The 19,905-nt window shown below is 73.8% G+C and carries 2 protein-coding genes and 1 pseudogene; all 3 read left to right on the top strand.

Going from position 1 to position 19,905, the window contains the following annotated elements:
* Window positions 1-10,113, top strand: a 10,113-nt coding sequence (locus ACWDRW_RS39010) for a type I polyketide synthase (protein WP_451732950.1), incomplete at its 5' end; no start/stop codon positions are given.
* Between the two features lie 96 nt (window positions 10,114-10,209).
* Window positions 10,210-15,771, top strand: a pseudogene (locus tag ACWDRW_RS39005) (type I polyketide synthase); the annotation flags it as partial.
* A 51-nt stretch (window positions 15,772-15,822) separates the two neighbouring features.
* Window positions 15,823-19,905, top strand: a 4,083-nt coding sequence (locus tag ACWDRW_RS39000; RefSeq protein WP_451732947.1) for a type I polyketide synthase, incomplete at its 3' end; no start/stop codon positions are given.

The raw sequence follows: 19,905 nt of genomic DNA, 5'->3' as shown, positions 1-19,905 counted from the left end.
GGGCAGGCCAACTACGCCGCCGCCAACACCTTCCTCGACGCCCTCGCCCACCACCGCCGCGCCCAAGGCCTGCCCGCCACCTCCCTCGCCTGGGGTCTGTGGGAGCAAGTCAGCGCCATGACCAGCGAGTTGGGCCGGGCGGACCGGCGGCGGCTGAGTCGGACCGGTGTCGCGCCGCTGCCGTCGGCGGAAGGGCTGGCGCTGCTGGACCGGGCCGTCACCACCGCCGAGGCCGCACTCGTCCCCGTCCGCCTCGACCTGGCCGGACTGCGAGGTCCCGAGGCCGTACCCGCCGTACTGCGGGGCCTGGTCCGCACCGCGCCCACCCGGCGCTCGGCCTCCACCGCCGACGAGGGCACCGCCCTCACCACCCGCCTGGCCGGGCTCAGCCGGCCCGAACGGCAACGGCACCTCGTGGAGTTGGTGCGCCGGAGTGTCGCCGCGGTCCTGGGACACGCCTCCGAACAGTCCGTCGACGTCGAACGCTCCTTCAAGGAGCAGGGCTTCGACTCGCTGACCGCCGTGGAACTGCGCAACCGCCTCAACACCGCGACCGGGCTGCGCCTCCCCACCGCCGTCGTCTTCGACCACCCCGACCCCGCCCGCCTTGCCGACTACCTCCACGGTGAACTGTGGCGGGATCATGCGGAGCTGACAGCTCCGACGGCGACGCTCGCTTCCCCGGACGAGCCGATCGCCATCGTCGGGATGGCCTGCCGCTTCCCGGGGGGCGTGGCCTCGCCGGAGGACCTGTGGCGGCTGGTCGCCGAGGGCGTCGACACCATCGGCGCCTTCCCCGTCGACCGCGGCTGGGATCTGGACGGCGTCTACCACCCCGACCCGGCGCACCCCGGCACGAGCTACACCCGGCAGGGTGGGTTCCTCTACGACGCGGCCGAGTTCGACCCCGAGCCGTTCGGGATCTCGCCGCGCGAGGCGTTGGCCATGGATCCGCAGCAGAGGCTGCTGCTGGAGACGACCTGGGAGGCGTTCGAGCGGGCGGGGTTGCCGCCGACGTCGCTGCGCGGCAGCCGTACCGGCGTGTTCGCGGGCGTGGTGGCCACCGACTACGCGGCGCGCCTGGAAGCCGTGCCCGGAGATGTCGAGGGCTACCTCGGTACCGGCAACACCTCCAGCGTCGCCTCCGGCCGACTCGCCTACACCTTCGGTCTGGAGGGCCCGGCGGTCACCGTCGACACGGCGTGTTCGTCGGCGCTCGTGGCACTGCATCTCGCGGCGCAGTCGCTGCGGCAGGGGGAATGCGATCTCGCCCTCGCCGGGGGCGTCGCGGTGATGCCCTCGCCCTACATGTTCGTGGAGTTCAGCCGGCAGCGCGGGCTCGCCGCCGACGGGCGCTGCAAGCCGTTCTCGGCCGCGGCGGACGGCACGGCCTGGTCCGAGGGCGCGGGTGTGCTGGTGGTCGAGCGGCTGTCGGACGCGCTCCGCAAGGGACATCAGGTGCTGGCGGTCGTGCGCGGGTCGGCGATCAACCAGGACGGTGCCTCCAACGGGCTGACCGCGCCCAACGGTCCCTCGCAACAGCGCGTGATACGGCAGGCCCTCGCGGGCGCCGGTCTGACCGCGGCCGATGTCGACGCCCTGGAGGCGCACGGCACCGGCACCGCCCTCGGCGACCCGATCGAGGCAGAGGCGCTACTGGCCACGTACGGACAGGGCCGGGACGCGGACCGGCCGCTCTGGCTCGGCTCGGTGAAGTCGAACATCGGGCACACCCAGGCCGCCGCCGGTGTCGCCGGTGTCATCAAGATGGTGATGGCGATACGGGCGGGCGTGCTGCCGAGGACCCTGCACGCCGACGAGGCCACCCCGCACGTCGACTGGTCGGCGGGCGGCGTACGGCTGTTGACCGAGGGGCGGGAGTGGGCCGCGAACGGCCGGCCCCGCCGCGCCGGGGTGTCCTCCTTCGGCATCAGCGGGACCAACGCGCACGTCATCCTGGAGCAGGCTCCGGAGCCCGCCGAGGCCGAGACCCCCGGCGGCACCCAGCCGGGTGCTCTCCTCCCGTGGGTGTTCTCGGGGCGTACCGAGGGCGCCCTGCGGGCTCAGGCGGAACGGCTCGCCGCGTTCGTCGCGGAGCGGCCCGGTCTCCCCGCCGACGGTGTCTCGCTGTCGCTCGCCGCGACCCGCGCCGCCCTGGACCACCGGGCCGTCGTCCTCGCCGAGGACAGCGACGGGTTCCGGCGGGGCCTCGCGGCCGTCGCCGCGGGTGCCCGCGCGCCGGAGGCTGTCACCGGAGTGGCGGCCTCCGACGGCTCCCTCGCCGTGCTCTTCACCGGGCAGGGCAGCCAACGGATCGGCATGGGGCGCGAGTTGTACGACGTCCACCCGGCTTTCGCGCGGTCCTTCGACGCCGTATGCGAAGCGCTCGACGCCCATCTCGAACGGCCGCTGCGTGAGGTGCTCTTCGCGGAGCCGGGGACCGCGGACGCGGAACTGCTGGACCGTACCGAATGGGCCCAGCCCGCTCTCTTCGCGGTCGAGGTGGCCCTGTTCCGGCTGGTCGAGCAGTGGGGCGTCCGGGCCGACTACGTCGCCGGCCACTCCGTCGGAGAGCTGGCGGCGGCCCATGTCGCCGGGGTGCTCTCGCTCACCGACGCCGCCGAACTGGTCATCATGCGCGGCCGGTTGATGCAGTCGATGCCCGAGGGCGGGGTCATGCTCTCCGTGCAGGCGGACGAGGACGAGGTCCGGGAGACGCTGACCGGCCACGAGGGCGCCGTCAGCGTGGCCGCCGTCAACGGCCCCGCCTCCGTGGTGATCGCAGGGGACCGGGAGACCGTCGCCGTACTGGACGCCCTCTGGCGGGCACGCGGCCGTAAGACCAAGCTCCTGCGGGTCAGCCACGCCTTCCACTCCCCGCACATGGACGGCATGCTGGCCGAGTTCGGCACCGTCGCCGCCGGGCTCGACTACGCCGAGCCCCGAATTCCGGTCGTCTCCAACGTCACCGGCGCGGGCGCCGCACCGGGTGACATGGGCACCCCCGAGTACTGGGTACGGCATGTCCGGGAGACCGTCCGCTTCCGCGACGGCGTGCGCTGGCTGCGCGAGCAGGGCGTGACGGCCTTCCTGGAGCTGGGCCCCGACGGGGTCCTGACGGCCATGGCCGACGAGTGCCTCGAAGAGCCCGCACTGCTGCTGTCCGCCATGCGCAAGGACCAGCCGGAACCGGCGACGCTGCTACGAGCCCTGGCGGGGCTGTACGTCAACGGCGGCACCGTCGACTGGGCGGCGCTCCACGACGGCGGCACCGCCCGGCGGGTGGAACTGCCCACCTATCCGTTCCAGCGCTCCCGTTACTGGCTGGAGTCCGCCCGCCGTACGGACTCCGACACCGTCGACGCCCGCTTCTGGGAACTGGTCGAGAACCAGGACGCCGCCGCCCTCGCCACCGCGCTGGACCTCGGCACGGAACCCGGTGACCTGGGGAGCCTGCTCCCCGCTCTGGCCTCCTGGCGGCGTGGCGAGCGGGACCGGTCCACCCTGGAGGCCTGGCGCTACCGCACGGTGTGGAAGCCGGTCACCGCCCTCGGCTCCGGCCGCCTGGACGGCACGTGGCTGGCCGTGCTGCCGGACGACGAGCCCACGCCGGTGCTCGACGCCCTTCGAGCCCTCGGTGCCGACGTCGTCGAAGTCCATCTGTCCGCGGAGGCGCTGCGACTGGGGGCCGAGCATGTCGCGGGAGTGCTGCGGGACGCGGCGCCCGCCGTTCGCGGCGTGCTCTCCCTGCTTCCCGGGAGCCGTCCGCTCGGCGCCACGCTGACGCTGCTCCAGGCCCACGTGGCCGCCGGTCTCGACGCCCCGCTGTGGTGTGTCACCCGGGGCGCCGTCGCCGTCACGCCCGACGAGCGGATCGCCGACCCCGCGCTCGCCCAGGTGTGGGGCCTGTGCCGGGTCTTCGGACTGGAACACGCGCCGCTCTGGGGCGGTCTGGTCGACCTCCCGGCCACCGTGGACGAACGGGCCGCCGCCCGACTCGCCGCCGTCCTCGCCGGTACCGACGGGGAGGACGAGTGCGCCGTACGTCCCTCGGGGACCTTCCTGCGCCGCCTGACCCGCGCCACCACGACCGGCCCCCGGTCCGCCCCGGAGTGGAAGCCCGGTGGCACGGTCCTGATCACCGGCGGTACCGGCGGGCTCGGGGCCCACATCGCGCGCTGGCTGGCCCGGAACGGCGCCGAGGACCTCGTACTGACCAGCAGGCGAGGACCCGACGCGCCCGGCGCGGCCGAACTCGCCACCGAGCTGACCGCACTCGGCGCCCAGGTCTCCGTCGTCGCCTGCGACATCGCCGACCGGGACGCCGTCGCCGCGCTCCTCGACACGCTGCCCGGACGCCGGCCGCTGAGCACCGTCGTCCACGCGGCGGGCATCGGCCACTTCACCGCCGTAGCGGAGCTGACGCAGGAGGAGCTCGCGGAGGTGCTGGCCGCCAAGGCGGACGGCGCCGACCACCTCGACGCCTTCCTCGGCGACCGGGAGCTGGACGCCTTCGTGCTGTTCTCCTCCATCGCCGGGGTCTGGGGCAGCGGCCAACAGGCCGGGTACGCCGCCGCCAACGCCCATCTCGACGCCCTCGCCCAGGACCGCCGGGCCCGTGGCCTCGCCGCGACCGCCGTGTCCTGGGGCGCCTGGGCCGACGGCGGGATGGCCGACGGCGAGATGACCGCGCACCTGGCCCGGCGCGGTATCCGGGTGATGCGGCCCGAACTGGCCGTCACCGCGCTCCAGCAGGCACTGGACCGGAACGACACCGCCGTCACCGTCGCCGACGTCGACTGGGAGCGCTTCGTCCCGGCCTACACCGCCAGTCGGCACCGCCCGCTGATCAGCGACCTGCCCGAGGCCGAGACGCACTTGACCACCTCGACGGTGGAGGCCGACAGCGAGTTCGCCCGCAGGCTCGTCGGACGCACCCCGCAGGAGCAGGAGCGGCTGCTCACGGAGACCGTGCTCACCGAGGTCGCGGCCGTCCTCGGCCACGGGGACACCGCCGGCCTCCAGCCCGCCCGCGCCTTCAAGGACCTCGGCTTCGACTCGCTGACCGCCGTCGAACTGCGGGGTCGGCTCACCACCGCCACCGGACTGCGGCTGCCCTCCACGTTGGTCTTCGACCACCCGACGCCCGCCGCGCTCGCCACCTACCTGCGCGGTGAACTCCTGGGCACCCAGGGCGAGGTGGGGGTCCGCGAGGTGGGTGCCCCCGCCACCCAGGTCCGTACGGACGAGCCGATCGCGATCGTCGGCATGGCCTGCCGCTACCCGGGCGGGGTCACCTCACCGGAGGACCTGTGGCGGCTGGTCGCCGAACAGGGCGACGCCATCGGGCCCTTCCCCGCCGACCGGGGCTGGGACGTCGAGGCGCTGTACGACCCGGACGGGCGCCGCCCGGGCACGTCGTACCTCCGCGAGGGCGGATTCCTCTACGACGTCGCCGGATTCGACGCCGAGTTCTTCGGGATCTCGCCCCGCGAGGCGCTGGCCATGGACCCGCAGCAGCGGTTGCTGCTGGAGCTGTCCTGGCAGGCGCTGGAGCGGGCCGGGCTGCCCCCGACCGGGCTTCACGGCTCGGCCACCGGGCTGTTCGTCGGCTCCAACGGCCAGGACTACGCGACATTGCTGGGCCGTACGCCCGAAGCCGTCGCCGGCTACCAGGCCACTGGCAGCGCCGCCGCCGTCGTCTCCGGGCGCATCGCCTACGCGCTCGGCCTCGAGGGCCCGGCCGTCACCGTCGACACGGCCTGCTCGTCGTCGCTGGTCGCCCTGCACATGGCCGTGCAGTCCCTGCGCAACGGCGAGTGCGAGCTGGCGCTCGCGGCCGGGGTGACGGTCATGTCGACGCCCGGGGCCTTCGTGGAGTTCAGCCGCCAGCGCGGGCTCGCCGCCGACGGCCGCTGCAAGCCCTTCGCCGAGTCGGCGGACGGCACCGGCTGGTCGGAGGGCGCCGGAGTGCTCGTCGTCGAGCGGCTGTCCGACGCGGTCCGCAACGGCCACCAGGTGCTGGCGGTCGTGCGCGGCTCGGCCATCAACCAGGACGGCGCGTCCAACGGCCTGACGGCCCCCAACGGTCCGTCCCAGCAGCGCGTCATACGGCAGGCCCTGGCCGCCGCCGGACTCACCGCCGCCGATGTCGACGCGGTCGAGGCGCACGGCACGGGCACGACGCTGGGCGACCCGATCGAGGCGCAGGCGCTGATCGCCACCTACGGCAGGGCCCGGGACGCCGAACAACCCCTCTGGCTCGGTTCGGTGAAGTCCAACATCGGCCACACCCAGGCCGCGGCCGGGGTCGCCGGGGTGATCAAGATGGTGATGGCGCTGCGCGAGGGCGTCCTGCCGCCGTCCCGGCATGCCGAACAGCCCACCAGTCACGTCGACTGGTCCGACGGAACCGTCGCCCTGCTCGACCGGCCCGTCCCCTGGGAACAGGGCCGCACCGGATCGCGCCGGGCCGGCGTCTCGGCCTTCGGGATGTCCGGCACGAACGCCCACGTCATCCTGGAGGAGGCCCCACCGGGCGCCACCACAAGCCGCCCGGTGATCGTCTCCGGACCCGCGGGACTGCCCGGGTCGCCGGTGCTCCCGCTGGCCCTGTCGGCCCGAACCGACGAGGCGTTGGCGGCCCAGGCGGAGCGCCTCGCGGGTGCGGTGGCGGAGAGCGATCCGGTCGACGTCGGCTGGAGCCTGCTCACCACCCGCTCCCCGCTGGAGCGACGCGCGGTGGTGTGGGGTGCCGGGGCGGACGAGCTTGGCTCAGGTCTGCGGGCGTTGGCGTCCGGCGCGGCCACCGCGCACGCCGTCACCGGAACCGCGTCCCAGGCAGGCGGCGGTCACGTCTTCGTCTTCCCGGGTCAGGGATCGCAGTGGTTGGGGATGGGACGGGGGCTGTTGGAGTCCTCCCCGGTGTTCGCGGTGCGGATCGGGGAGTGCGAGGCGGCTCTCGAGCCCTTTGTCGACTGGTCGTTGACCGAGGTGCTGAGCGGGGACGACGACGCCTGGATGCGGCGGGTGGACGTGGTTCAGCCCGTGCTGTGGGCGGTGATGGTGTCGCTGGCTGCGGTGTGGGAGTCGCTGGGTGTTGTACCGGCTGCGGTGATCGGGCATTCGCAGGGTGAGATCGCGGCTGCGGCGGTGGTTGGTGCGTTGAGCTTGGAGGACGCGGCGCGGGTGGTGGCGCTGCGGTCGGCGGCCATTCGCGATGAACTGGCCGGTCGGGGTGGGATGTTGTCGCTGGCGACCGGTCCGGAGCAGGTGTCGGCGTGGGTTGAGCCGTACGGTGATCGTGTCGCGGTGGCCGTCTACAACGGTCCGGATGCGACCGTGGTCGCCGGTGATCCGGAGGCGCTGGACGAGATCACAGCTCTCGCCGAAGCCGATGGTGTGCGGGCGCGCAGGGTTCCGGTGGACTACGCGTCCCACTCCGCGCACGTGGAAGACATCCGGGAACGGCTGCTGGAGGCGCTCGCGCCAGTGGCGCCGCGGGTCTCCCGGGTGCCGGTGATATCGACCGTCACCGGTGGGGTGCTGGACACCTCGACCATGGGCGCCTCCTACTGGTACGAGGGCCTGCGTCGGCCGGTGCGCTTCACCGAGGCGGTCCAACAGGTGCTCGGGCAGGGTCACTTCCGGTTCGTCGAGGTCAGCGCGCATCCCGTACTGACCATGGGCGTCCAGGCCATCGCGGAGGCCGAGGAGAAGCCGGTCACGGTGGTCGGCACCCTGCGAAGGGACGAGGACGAGAACGCCCGCCTCGTCGCCGCCGCGGCCGAACTGTGGGTCACCGGCGCCCACATCGACTGGTCCGCCGTCTACGCGGGCCGCCCCGCCACTCGCGTCGACCTGCCGACGTACGCCTTCCAGCACCGCCGCTACTGGCTGGAAGCCCCCGAGGACACCACCGCCCCCGCCACCACCCTGGACGCCGACTTCTGGGAGGCCGTCGAGAGCCAGGACATGGACGCGCTCTCCGGGCTCGGCGGCGAGCGGGACGCCTGGCGCGCGGTGCTGCCGGAGCTCGCCTCCTGGCGGCGGCGACGGCGTGAGCTGTCCACCGTGGACGGCTGGCGGTACCGGGTCGCCTGGAAGCAGCAGCCCGACGGCGACGCCCCGGCCACGCTGTCCGGCCGCTGGCTCCACCTGACCCCCGAGGGCGCCGGAGGCGACTGGTGCGGCGGTCTCGCCGCGCTGCTCACCGAGCGTGGCGCGGACGTGGTGACCGTGCCCGTGCCGGCCGGCGGTGCCGACCGGGCCCTGGTCGCCCGGCTGTTGACCGACGCGGCCGGGGAGGAGGGCGTGACCGGCGTGCTCTCCACCCTGGCGCTGGCCGACGAACGGCCCGCCGACGACCATCCCATGGTCGCCGAGGGTGTCGCCGCCACCCTCGCCCTGATCCAGGCCGTCACCGACACCGGACTCGCCGCCCGCGTCTGGTGCGTCACCCGCGGTGCCGTCGCCACCGGCTACGGGGACGAGATCACCCACCCCGTCCAGGCCGAGGTCTGGGGCATGGGCCGGGTCGCCGCGCTGGAACTGCCCCACCAGTGGGGCGGCATCCTCGATCTGCCCGAAGACCTCGACGACGAGCGGGTCCGCCGCCGGATCGTGGCCGTGCTCGCGCAGCGGGACACGATCGAGCACGACCAGGTCGCCGTACGGAGCGTGGGGCTCCTCGCCCGCCGGATGGTGCCCGCGCCGCTGCCGGCCGACGGGCCGGTGCGGGACTGGAAGCCGCGCGGCACCGCGATCGTCACCGGCGGCACCGGGCTGCTCGGCGGCATCCTCGCCCACTGGCTGGCCCGCAACGGCGCCGAGCACCTCGTCCTCACCAGCAGGCGTGGCGCCGACGCGCCCGGCGCCGAGGAACTGCGGGCACAGCTGGAGGAGTCGGGGGCCAGGGTCACCATCACCGCCTGCGACGTCACCGACCGCGCCGCGCTCGCCTCGCTCATCGACGGGCTGGACGCGGCCGGCGAAGACATCCGCGCCGTGTTCCACACCGCGGTCCTGTACGAGCTCGGCGCCCTCGCCGACACCACCCTCGACCAGTACGGCAACGTCATCGACGCCAAGATCACCGGAGCCCGGACCCTCGCCGAACTGCTCGGCGAGCGGGAGCTGGACGCCTTCGTCGTCTACTCCTCCGTAGCCGCCCTGTGGGGCAGCGGCGACCACGGCGCCTACTCCGCCGCCAACGCCCACCTGGACGCCTGGGCGCTCGGCCAGCGCGCCCGCGGGGTGCCGGTCACCGCCGTCGCCTGGGGCATCTGGGACGCCGTCAACGAGCGGGACAGCCGGGACGCCGCCGAGCGGCCCGTCCTCAACCGGCGCGCCCAGCGCCAGGGCCTGCCTCTCATCGACCCCGAACTCGCCCTCACCGCCTTCCAGCAGGTGCTGGACCACGACGAGGTCAACGTGGCCGTCGCCGACGTCGAATGGGAGCGTTTCACCCAGCTCTTCACCTCGGCCCGGGACACCCACTTCCTGGACGACCTCCCGCAGGCCCGGCCGTACCTGCCCACGCCGGGTGAGCCCCTCGCCGTCAGCGAGGCGGGCGTCCCGGAGCTGCTCGGCAGGCTGCGCGGACTGCCGGCGGGCGAACAGGAGCGCGAGCTGCTGGAGTTGGTCCGCGCTCAGGCCGCGGCCGTGCTCGGCCACAGCGGCCCCGCGACCATCGACCCGGAGCGCGCCTTCAAGGAGCTCGGCTTCGACTCACTCACGGCCGTCGAACTGCGCAACCGGCTCGGCGCCGCCACCGGCCTCGCCCTGCCCACCACCCTCGTCTTCGAACACCCCACCGCCACCGCCGTCGTCGCCCTGCTCCGCCGCGAGCTGGCTCTCGAGGGCGCCACCGAAGCCCTCGGATCCACCGGGGACGTCCTCACCGAACTCGGCCGGCTCGAAGAGGCGCTGGCCGCCGCCACCCCCGACACCGACACCCGCCTCAAGCTCACCCGGCAGCTCCAGAGCCTCCTGGTGCGGCTGACCGACGACGACGGAACCAGCGCCGACAACGCCGCTGAGGAGGCCGATCTCGAAGCCGCCACCGCGGACGAGATGTTCGCCCTGATCGACCGCGAATTCGGTACGTCCTGACACCCGCCCCCGGCCCCTGGCCCCGACCTTCGGACACCCGCCCCCGGCCCCGACCGACGACCGCCCAGCACCGTGGAGATGTCGACGATGGCGCAGAACGAAGCGAAGCTCCTCGAATACCTCAAGCGGGTCACCACCGACCTGCGCCAGGCCCAGAGCCGCCTCGCCGCCGCCGAGGAGAAGGACCGCGAGCCGATCGCCGTCGTCGGCATGGCCTGCCGCTATCCGGGCGGCGTCGACTCACCGGAAGCGCTGTGGCGGCTCGTCGACCAAGGGGCCGACGCCATCGGCGGGCTCCCCGACAACCGCGACTGGGACCTGGACAACCTCTACGACCCCGACCCGGACCGGCACGGCAAAAGCTATGTCCGCGAGGGCGGCTTCCTGTACGACGCCGACCGGTTCGACGCGGCGCTGTTCGGTATCTCCCCCCGTGAGGCGATGGCCATGGACCCGCAGCAGCGGATCCTGCTGGAGGTGGTGTGGGAGGCCTTCGAGCGGGCCGGGGTGCCCGTCAGCTCCCTGCGCGCCACCGCCACCGGCGTCTTCGTCGGCTGCAACCCGCTCGACTACCGCTCCGGCATCCACGAGGTCCCCGAGGGCTTCGAGGGTCACCTCGTCACCGGCAGCGCGAGCAGCATCGTCTCCGGCCGGATCGCCTACACCTTCGGCCTCGAAGGCCCGGCCGTCACCCTCGACACCGCCTGCTCCTCCTCGCTGACCGCCCTCCACCTCGCCGCGCAGTCGCTGCGCCAGGAGGAGTGCGGACTCGCGGTCGCCGCGGGCGTCGCCGTCATGTCCACCTCCGACGAGTTCACCGGCTGGAGCCGGCAACGCGGCCTCGCCGCCGACGGCCGCTGCAAGGCCTTCGCCGCCGACGCCAACGGCATGGGCCTGGCCGAGGGCGCCGGCGTCCTCGTCCTCGAACGGCTCTCCGACGCCCGCCGCAACGGCCACCGCGTCCTGGGCCTGCTCAAGGGCTCCGCCCTCAACCAGGACGGCGCCTCCAACGGCCTGACCGCGCCGAGCGGTCCGGCCCAGCAGCGGGTCATCCGGCAGGCCCTCCTCAACTGCCGCCTCAACCCGACCGACGTGGACGCGGTGGAGGCACACGGCACCGGCACCCCGCTGGGCGACCCCATCGAGGCGCGGGCGCTGCTGGCCACCTACGGACAAGGGCGGGACTCGCGACGGCCGTTGTGGCTGGGGTCGATCAAGTCGAACATCGGACACGCGCAGGCCGCCGCCGGAATGGCGGGCGTCATCAAGATGCTGATGGCCATGCGGGAGGGCGTGCTGCCGCGCACCCTGCACGTGGATGAACCCACCCCGCACGTGGACTGGACGGCGGGTGCCGTACGGGTGCTGACCGAGCCGGTCTCGTGGCCCGAGACCGGTCGCCCGCGGCGGTGCGCGGTCTCCGCGTTCGGCATCAGCGGCACGAACGTGCACGTGGTGCTGGAAGGGGCGGCGGAGACCGACCCCGACAGCGGGTCCTCCGCCGAGGTGGGCGGCCTCGTGCCCTGGGTCCTGTCGGCCGGCTCCGCGGAGGCGCTGGCGGCCCAGGCCGCGCGGCTCGCGGACGCGGTGGACGGGCTTCGTCCGGTGGACGTGGGCTGGTCGCTGGCCACCGGGCGGGCCGCGTTGGCGCATCGTGCGGTGGTGTGGGGGCGGGAGAGTGCCGAGCTGACGGCGCGGCTGGCATCGGTGGAGTCCCCGGGCGCGGTCGCCGACGGCCGACTAGCGGTGATGTTCACCGGCCAGGGGGCCCAGCGGGCGCGGATGGGCACGGAACTCGCGGCCGAGTACCCGGTGTTCGCGGCCGCGCTGGACGAGGTGTGCGCCGGATTCGAGGGGCTGCTGCCGGGGTCGCTGACGGAGGCGCTGTCGGACGAGTCCGAGGGGGCGCTGGCCCGCACGGTGTACACCCAGGCCGGTCTGTTCGCGGTGGAGGTGGCCCTCTACCGGCTCGCGGAGTCCTGGGGCGTGCGCCCGGACTTCGTGATCGGGCATTCGGTGGGGGAGCTGACCGCCGCGTACGTGGCCGGGGTGTTCTCGCTGGAGGACGCCTGTCGTCTGGTAGCGGCCCGGGGTGGGCTGATGGACGCGCTTCCCTCGGGCGGGGCGATGCTCGCGGTACGGGCCGAGGTGGCCGAGGTCCGGAGCGTCCTAGCCTCCCTCGGTGACGCGGTGGACGTGGCGGCTGTCAACGGGCCAGCATCCGTGGTGGTGTCGGGCTCGGAGGCGAACGTCGAGGTCGTGCGCGAACGTTTCGAGATGGCGGGGGTCAGGACGCGGCGGCTCAAGGTCGCCCACGCCTTCCACTCCTCGCTGATGGAACCGATGCTGGCCGAGTTCGCGCGGGTCGCCGCCGAGATCTCCTACGGCGCACCGCGCATCCCGGTCGTGTCCAACGTGTCCGGTCGGGTGGCCGGGGAGGAGATACGCACCCCCGAGTACTGGGTGCGGCACGTCCGGGAGGCGGTGCGGTTCGCGGACGGCATGGAGTGGCTCGCCGGTGCGGGGGTGAGCAGGTTCCTGGAACTGGGCCCGGACGCCACGCTGACCGGGATGGGCTCCGACTGCGTGGACGGCCTGTTCGTCGCCGCCACCCGTCGGGGGCACGGCGAGGTGGAGACGTTCACCGGGGCGGTCTCCCGCCTGTGGGCGAGCGGCGTCGACGTCGACTGGGCCGCGTTGTTCTCCGGGCGCGACCCGCACCCCGTCGACCTGCCGACGTACGCCTTCCAGCGGGAGCGCTATTGGCTGCACGTCACCGGCGGCTCCGGTGACCCCGCCGGACTGGGGCTCGGCGAGGCCGGCCACCCGCTGCTGGGCGCGGCGGTGGGTCTCGCCGCCGACGGCGGGGTCGTCCTGACCGGACGGCTCTCCCTGCGCTCCCACCCCTGGCTCGCGGACCACGCCGTCGCCGGAACGGTCCTGTTCCCGGGCACCGGCTTCGTCGAGCTGGCGATCCGCGCCGCCGACGAGGTCGGCTGCGCGAGCGTACGGGAGCTGACGCTCCGGGCGCCGCTGGTCCTTCCCGAACCGGGCGGCGTACAGGTCCAGGTCGTCGTCGGTCCCCCGGAGGAGGACGGACAGCGCTCCCTGGCCGTCTACTCCCGCCCGGAGGACGCGGGCCCGGACTGGACCGCGCACGCCGAAGGCGTCCTGTCCGAGACACCGGCGGCCACCCCCGCCGACCTCACCGCCTGGCCGCCTCAGGGCGCGGAGCCGGTCGACGTCTCCGGCTTCTACGCCGAGGCCGAGGCCGTGGGTTACGGCTACGGCCCCACCTTCCGGGCCATGACCGCCGCCTGGCGGCGCGGTGCCGAGGTCTTCGCCGAGATCACGCTCCCCGAGACCGCCCGCACGGACGCCGCCTCCTACGGCCTGCACCCCGCTCTCCTCGACGCGGCCCTGCACCCGCTCGGCGTCCTCACCGAGGCCGGCGGAGGCGATGACGTCGGAGGGGCCACCGGCAGGGGCGATGAAGCCGACCCCGAGGCCCACACCATCCGGGTCCCCTTCGCCTGGCGGGACGTCACCCTGCACGCCTCCGGAGCCGGGCGGGTCCGGGTCGCCCTCACGCCCGGCGGCCCCGACGGTACGGCCCCGACGGTCACCGTCGCCGACCCGACCGGGAGCCCGGTGCTCACCGCCGCCTCCCTCACCCTGCGCCCGCTGAGCGCCGACCGGCTTCCGGCCGCCCCCGTCCACGGCGACCGGCTCTTCCGCCTCGACTGGCGGCCCCTCGAAGCCGCCGTACCCGAGACCGCGCACGACGCGGCCTGGGCGACCCTCGGCCCCGACCCGCTGGGGCTCGGCGCGGGCCTGCAGTACGCCGGTACGACCGTCTCGGCCTACGCCGACCTGGCCGCCCTCACCGCCGTACTCGACGCGGGCGTCCCCGCACCCCCCGTCGTCCTGCTCCCGTGCGCCGCCCCCGGCTGCCCGGCCCCGCAGGACGCCGAGCCCGCGCACGACGCCGTGCAGCACACCCTCGCGCTACTGCGGGACTGGCTCGCCGACCCCCGCCTCGCCGACACCCGCCTCGTCGTCGTCACCTCGGGCGCCGTGGCCACCCGCACCGGCGAGGACGTGACCGATCTCGCCCACGCCCCGCTGTGGGGGCTCCTGCGCACCGCGCAGAACGAACACCCCGACCGTTTCCTCCTGGTGGACACGGTCGGCGATCCCGAACCGCTGGCCGACGCCGTACCCGCCGCCCTGGCCGCCGGGGAGCCGCAGGTCGCCCTGCGCGGGGACCAGGTCCTGGTGCCCCGGCTCGCCCGCCGGACCCCGACGGCCCGGGACACTGTCTGGCGCGCCGACGGCACCGTGCTCATCACCGGCGGCCTGGGCACCCTCGGCGCCCTCGTAGCCCGCCACCTCGCCGGCGAACACGGCGTGCGCCGGCTCCTGCTCACCAGCCGCTCCGGAACCGACTCACCGGGAGCGGAGGCACTCGTGGCCGACCTGGCCCGGCTCGGCGCCGACGCCGAGGTGATCGCCTGCGACGTCGCCGACGCCGGGGAACTGGCCGCCCTGTTCGACAAGATCCCCGAGGGCCACCCGCTGACCGCGGTGGTGCACGCCGCCGGAGTCATCGACGACGCCGTCCTGTCCGCCCTCACCCCCCAGCAGGTCGAGGCCGTGCTGCGCCCCAAGGTGGACGCCGCCCTCGCCCTGCACACCCTCACCCGAGACCTGGACCTCTCGGCCTTCGTCCTGTTCTCCTCCACCGCGAGCGTCCTGGGCGGCCCGGGCCAGGCCAACTACGCGGCCGCCAACGCCTTCCTGGACGCCCTCGCCCACCACCGCCGCGCCCAGGGCCTGCCCGCCACCTCCATCGCCTGGGGACTGTGGAGCGAGACCAGCGGCATGACCGGCCGCCTCCACCGCGCCGACCTGGACCGCATCACCCGCTCCGGGCTGGCCCCGCTCTCCTCCCCGGTCGCCCTCGACCTCCTCGACCGGGCGGGCGCCAGCGACGACGCCCTGGTCGTCGCCGTGGAGCTCGCCATGGCCACCCTGCGCCGCAACGCCAGGGCGGGACTGGTGCCCCCCGTCCTCGGCGGCATCGTCCCCACCCCGGCGCGGCGTGCCTCCGCCCGGGCGGCCGACGCCGACGGCCCCAGCCTGGCCCGGCAACTGGCCGGCAAGGACGCGAAGGAGCGGCTGGCCTTCTTCCAGGATCTGGTGCGCCGCCACGTGACCGAGGTACTGGCCCACGGCAGCTCCACCGCCCTCGACGCCGACCGCGACTTCTCCGACCTCGGCTTCGACTCGCTCACCGCCGTCGAACTCCGCAACCGGCTGGGCGGCGTGACCGGACTGCGGCTGCCCACCAGCCTCGTCTTCGACTACCCCAGCCCCCGCGCGCTCGCCGCCCACCTGGACAGCCGACTCGCCCCCGAGGACGCCGAACAGACCACCGCGCTGGCCGAGTTGGAGCGGCTGGAGGCGGCCCTCGCCGCCGAACCACCGACTGCCGAGGGCCGCACCGCGCTGCTCAAACGGCTCCGGTCGATGGTCTGGCGGCTGGAGGAGGACAGCACCGCGCCGGCCGAGGAATCGGGGGCCGCGACCGGCATCGACGACGCCACCGACGAGGAGATGTTCGCCCTGATCAACAAGGAACTCGGCCTCGGCTGACCACCGCACAGCACCCCTCCCGACCCACACCCCTCCTGGAGACGAAGGCAGATGTCCGGCAACGAAGCCAAGCTCCGTGAGTACCTCAAGTTGGTCACCGCCGACCTCCAGGAGACCCGCCAGCGCCTGCAGCGGACCGAGGCCAAGAGCAGGGAGCCCATCGCGATCGTCGGCATGGCCTGCCGCTACCCGGGCGGTGTGGCCTCGGCCGACGATCTGTGGCGGCTGGTCGCGGAGGGCGGCGACGGCATCACCCCCTTTCCCGTCAACCGCGGCTGGGCCGAGGATCTCTACGACCCCGACCCGGACGCCCACGGCAGGAGCTACGTCGTCGAGGGCGGCTTCCTGCACGACGCCGACCAGTTCGACGCCGACTTCTTCGGGATATCGCCGCGCGAGGCGCTGGCCATGGACCCGCAGCAGCGACTGCTCCTGGAGACCGGTTGGGAGGCCTTCGAGCACGCCGGCGTGGCCCCCGGCGCGCTGCGCGGCAGCCGTACGGGTGTCTTCGTCGGCGCCTCCGGCTTCGGCTACCTCACCGACATGCTTCATGTCCCCGAACAGGTCAGCGGCTTCTCCCTGACCGGCAACGCCACCAGCGTCCTCACCGGCCGGCTCGCCTACACCCTGGGTCTGGAGGGCCCGGCCGTCACGGTCGACACGGCCTGCTCCTCCTCGCTGGTGGCGCTCCACCTGGCGGTGCAGTCCCTGCGGAACGGCGAGTGCGACCTCGCCCTGGCCGGCGGGGTCACCGTCATGCCGAGCCCCGGCGTCTTCGTCGAGTTCAGCCGCCAGCGAGGATTGGCGGCGGACGGCCGCTGCAAGCCGTTCGCGGCGGCCGCGGACGGCACCGGCTGGTCCGAGGGCATCGGCGTCCTGGTGGTGGAGCGGCTGTCCGACGCCCGCGCCAAGGGCCACCAAGTCCTCGCCGTCGTCCGCGGATCGGCGGTCAACCAGGACGGCGCCTCGAACGGCCTCACGGCGCCGAACGGTCCTTCGCAGCAGCGAGTGATCCGCGCGGCCCTCGAGAACGCTCGCCTCACACCCGCCGACGTGGACGCGGTGGAGGCGCACGGTACGGGTACGACGCTGGGTGACCCGATCGAGGCGCAGGCGCTGCTGGCGACGTACGGCGAAGGGCGGGACGCCGAACGGCCGTTGTGGCTGGGCTCGGTGAAGTCGAACATCGGGCACACCCAGGCCGCGGCGGGCGTCGCCGGTGTCATCAAGATGGTGATGGCCCTTCGGGCGGGCGTCCTGCCGCGCAGCCTGCACGTCGACGAGCCGACCCCGCACGTCGACTGGTCGGGCGGTGGCATCTCCGTCCTCACGGCGTCGCGGAGTTGGCGGGGGAGAGGCGAGGACGGGGTCCGCCGGGCGGCGGTTTCCTCCTTCGGCATATCCGGGACGAACGCCCACGTGGTCCTTGAGCAGGCGGCGGTCGACATCGGGCCGGTGGTGGTGTCCGGTTCCGGTGGGCTGTCGGGGTCGCCGGTGGTGCCGTGGGTGGTGTCGGGGCGTACGGCTGGGGCTTTGGCAGCGCAGGCGGGGCGGCTGGCGGGGGTTTCCGGCGATGCGGCGGACGTGGGGTGGGGCTTGTGGTCTTCGCGTACGGCGTTGGAGAGCCGTGCGGTGGTGTGGGGGCGGGAGACGGCTGAGCTGACGGCGGGGCTGGAGGCTCTGGCGTCCGGTGGCGTGGCGGGGAATGTGGTGGCGGGGACGGCCGCGGGTTCCGGTGCGCCGGTGTTTGTGTTCCCCGGTCAGGGGTCGCAGTGGTTGGGGATGGGGCGGGGGTTGTTGGAGTCCTCGCCGGTGTTCGCGGCGCGGATCGGGGAGTGCGAGGCGGCGCTCGGGTCCCTTGTGGACTGGTCGTTGACGGAGGTGCTGCGGGGCGAGGACGACGCCTGGATGCAGCGGGTGGACGTGGTCCAGCCGGTGTTGTGGGCGGTGATGGTGTCGCTGGCTGCGGTCTGGGAGTCGCTCGGCATCGAACCGGCCGCTGTGATTGGTCATTCGCAGGGTGAGATCGCGGCTGCCGCGGTGGTCGGTGCGTTGAGCTTGGAGGACGCGGCGCGGGTGGTGGCGCTCAGGTCGGCGGCCATTCGCGACGAACTGGCCGGTCGGGGTGGGATGTTGTCCCTGGCGACCGGTCCGGAGCAGGCGTCGGCGTGGGTTGAGCCGTATGGCGACCGGGTGTCGATCGCTGTCTTCAACGGCCCCGACGCGACGGTGGTCGCCGGTGACCCGGAAGCGCTGGATGAGATCACCGCTCTCGCTGAAGCCGCCGGTGTGAGGGCGCGGAGGGTTCCGGTGGACTACGCGTCGCACTCGGCGCATGTGGAGGACATCCGGGAGCGGCTGCTGAGTGCCCTTGCCTCGGTGGCGCCGCAGGCCTCCCGTATCCCGGTCGTCTCCACGGTGAGCGGCGGGGTGTTGGAGACGGCGTCCATGGACGCCTCGTACTGGTACGAGGGCCTGCGTAAGCCGGTTCGCTTCACCGAGGCGCTGCAGGAGGCGCTCGCCCAGGGCCACTCCCGGTTCATCGAGGTGAGCGCCCATCCGGTGCTGACCATGGGCGTCCAGGCCATCGCGGAGGCTTCCCAGAAGCCGGTCACCGTCGTAGGAACGCTGCGAAGGGACGAGGACGAGAACGCCCGCCTCATCGCGCACGCGGCCGAACTCTGGGTCCACGGAACTTACATCGACTGGTCCGCCGTCTTCGCGGGACGTGCCGTGAAGCGGGTCGATCTGCCGACGTACGCCTTCCAGCACCAGCGGTACTGGCTGGAGTCCGGAACGGACACCGCCGATGTCACAGGTGCGGGTCTGGCCGCTGCGGATCACCCCCTGCTGGGTGCCGCCGTGAGCCTGGCGACAGACGGCGGACTGGTGCTCACCGGTCGGCTCTCCTTGCGCACGCACGCCTGGCTCGCGGACCACGCTGTCGCGGGCACCGTCCTGTTGCCGGGGACGGGCTTCGTGGAACTGGCTGTCCGGGCCGGGGACGAGGTCGGTTGCGGGCATCTGAGCGAACTCACCCTCCAGGCCCCGCTCACCCTCCCCGAGCAGGGCGCTGTGCACCTCCAGGTCGTCGTCGGCGCCCTCGACGACGGCGGCCATCGCGCCCTCAGCGTCTACTCCCGCCCCGAGAACGGCGAGGAGTGGACCCTCCACGCGGAGGGCCTGCTCAGCCCGGAGTCGGTCACCGCGTCCGGCGCGGGGCTCACCGACTGGCCCCCGCCGGGGGCGGAGAGCATCGATGTGTCGGGCTTCTACCCGGGCGTCGAGGCGGTCGGTTACGGGTATGGGCCCGCGTTCCAGGGCCTTCGGGCGGTGTGGCGGCGCGGCGGCGAGGTGTTCGCCGAGGTGGAGTTGGGCGAGGCCGAGCGTGGGGAGGCGGCTCGGTTCGGGATTCATCCGGCGCTGTTGGACGCCGCGTTGCACGCGAACGGGTACGGCGAATTCGGCGGCGGCGACGAGGCGTTGCGGCTGCCGTTCGCGTGGACCGGTGTCTCGTTGTTCGCGGCGGGTGCGGACCGGCTAAGGGTGCGGATCACGGAGGCCGGTGAGGACGCCCTGGCGGTGGAGGTGGCGGACGGTACGGGGCAGCCGGTCGCCGAGGTGCGGTCCTTGGTTCTGCGGCCGGTGTCGGCTGCGGCGCTGGGCGGCGCTGCCCCTGGGCCCGACGATCTGTTCCGGATGGAGTGGACCTCCTTGTCGTATGCCGAGGAGGTCACGGGCGGTGGGGTCTGGGCCGTACTCGGCTCGGAGGATCCGTACAACGTCGGGGCGGCGGTGCAGGGTGCCGGGCTTGCCGTGGACTCGTATCTGGATCTCGATGGGTTGCGGGTCGTGCTGGAGGCTGGGGTTCCTGCGCCGTCGGTGGTGTTCTGGACGCCGTGCGGTGTCGACGGTAGCGCCCGCCGGGTGACGGAGGATGCTCTGCGCTTTGTGCAGGAGTGGCTGGCGCGGGAGGCCTTGAGCGAGACGCGGTTGGTGGTGGTGACGCGGGGTGCGGTTGCGGCGCGTGATGGGGAGGGTGTGGCTGATCTGGCTCTCGCTCCGGTGTGGGGTCTGATTCGTTCGGCGCAGTCGGAGAATCCGGGCCGGTTCTTGTTGCTGGATCTTGACGCG

This window comes from Streptomyces sp. NPDC003635, assembly GCF_053587635.1.
The sequence above is the reverse complement of the archived record's forward strand: the minus strand, read 5'-3'. Positions and strand labels throughout refer to the sequence as shown.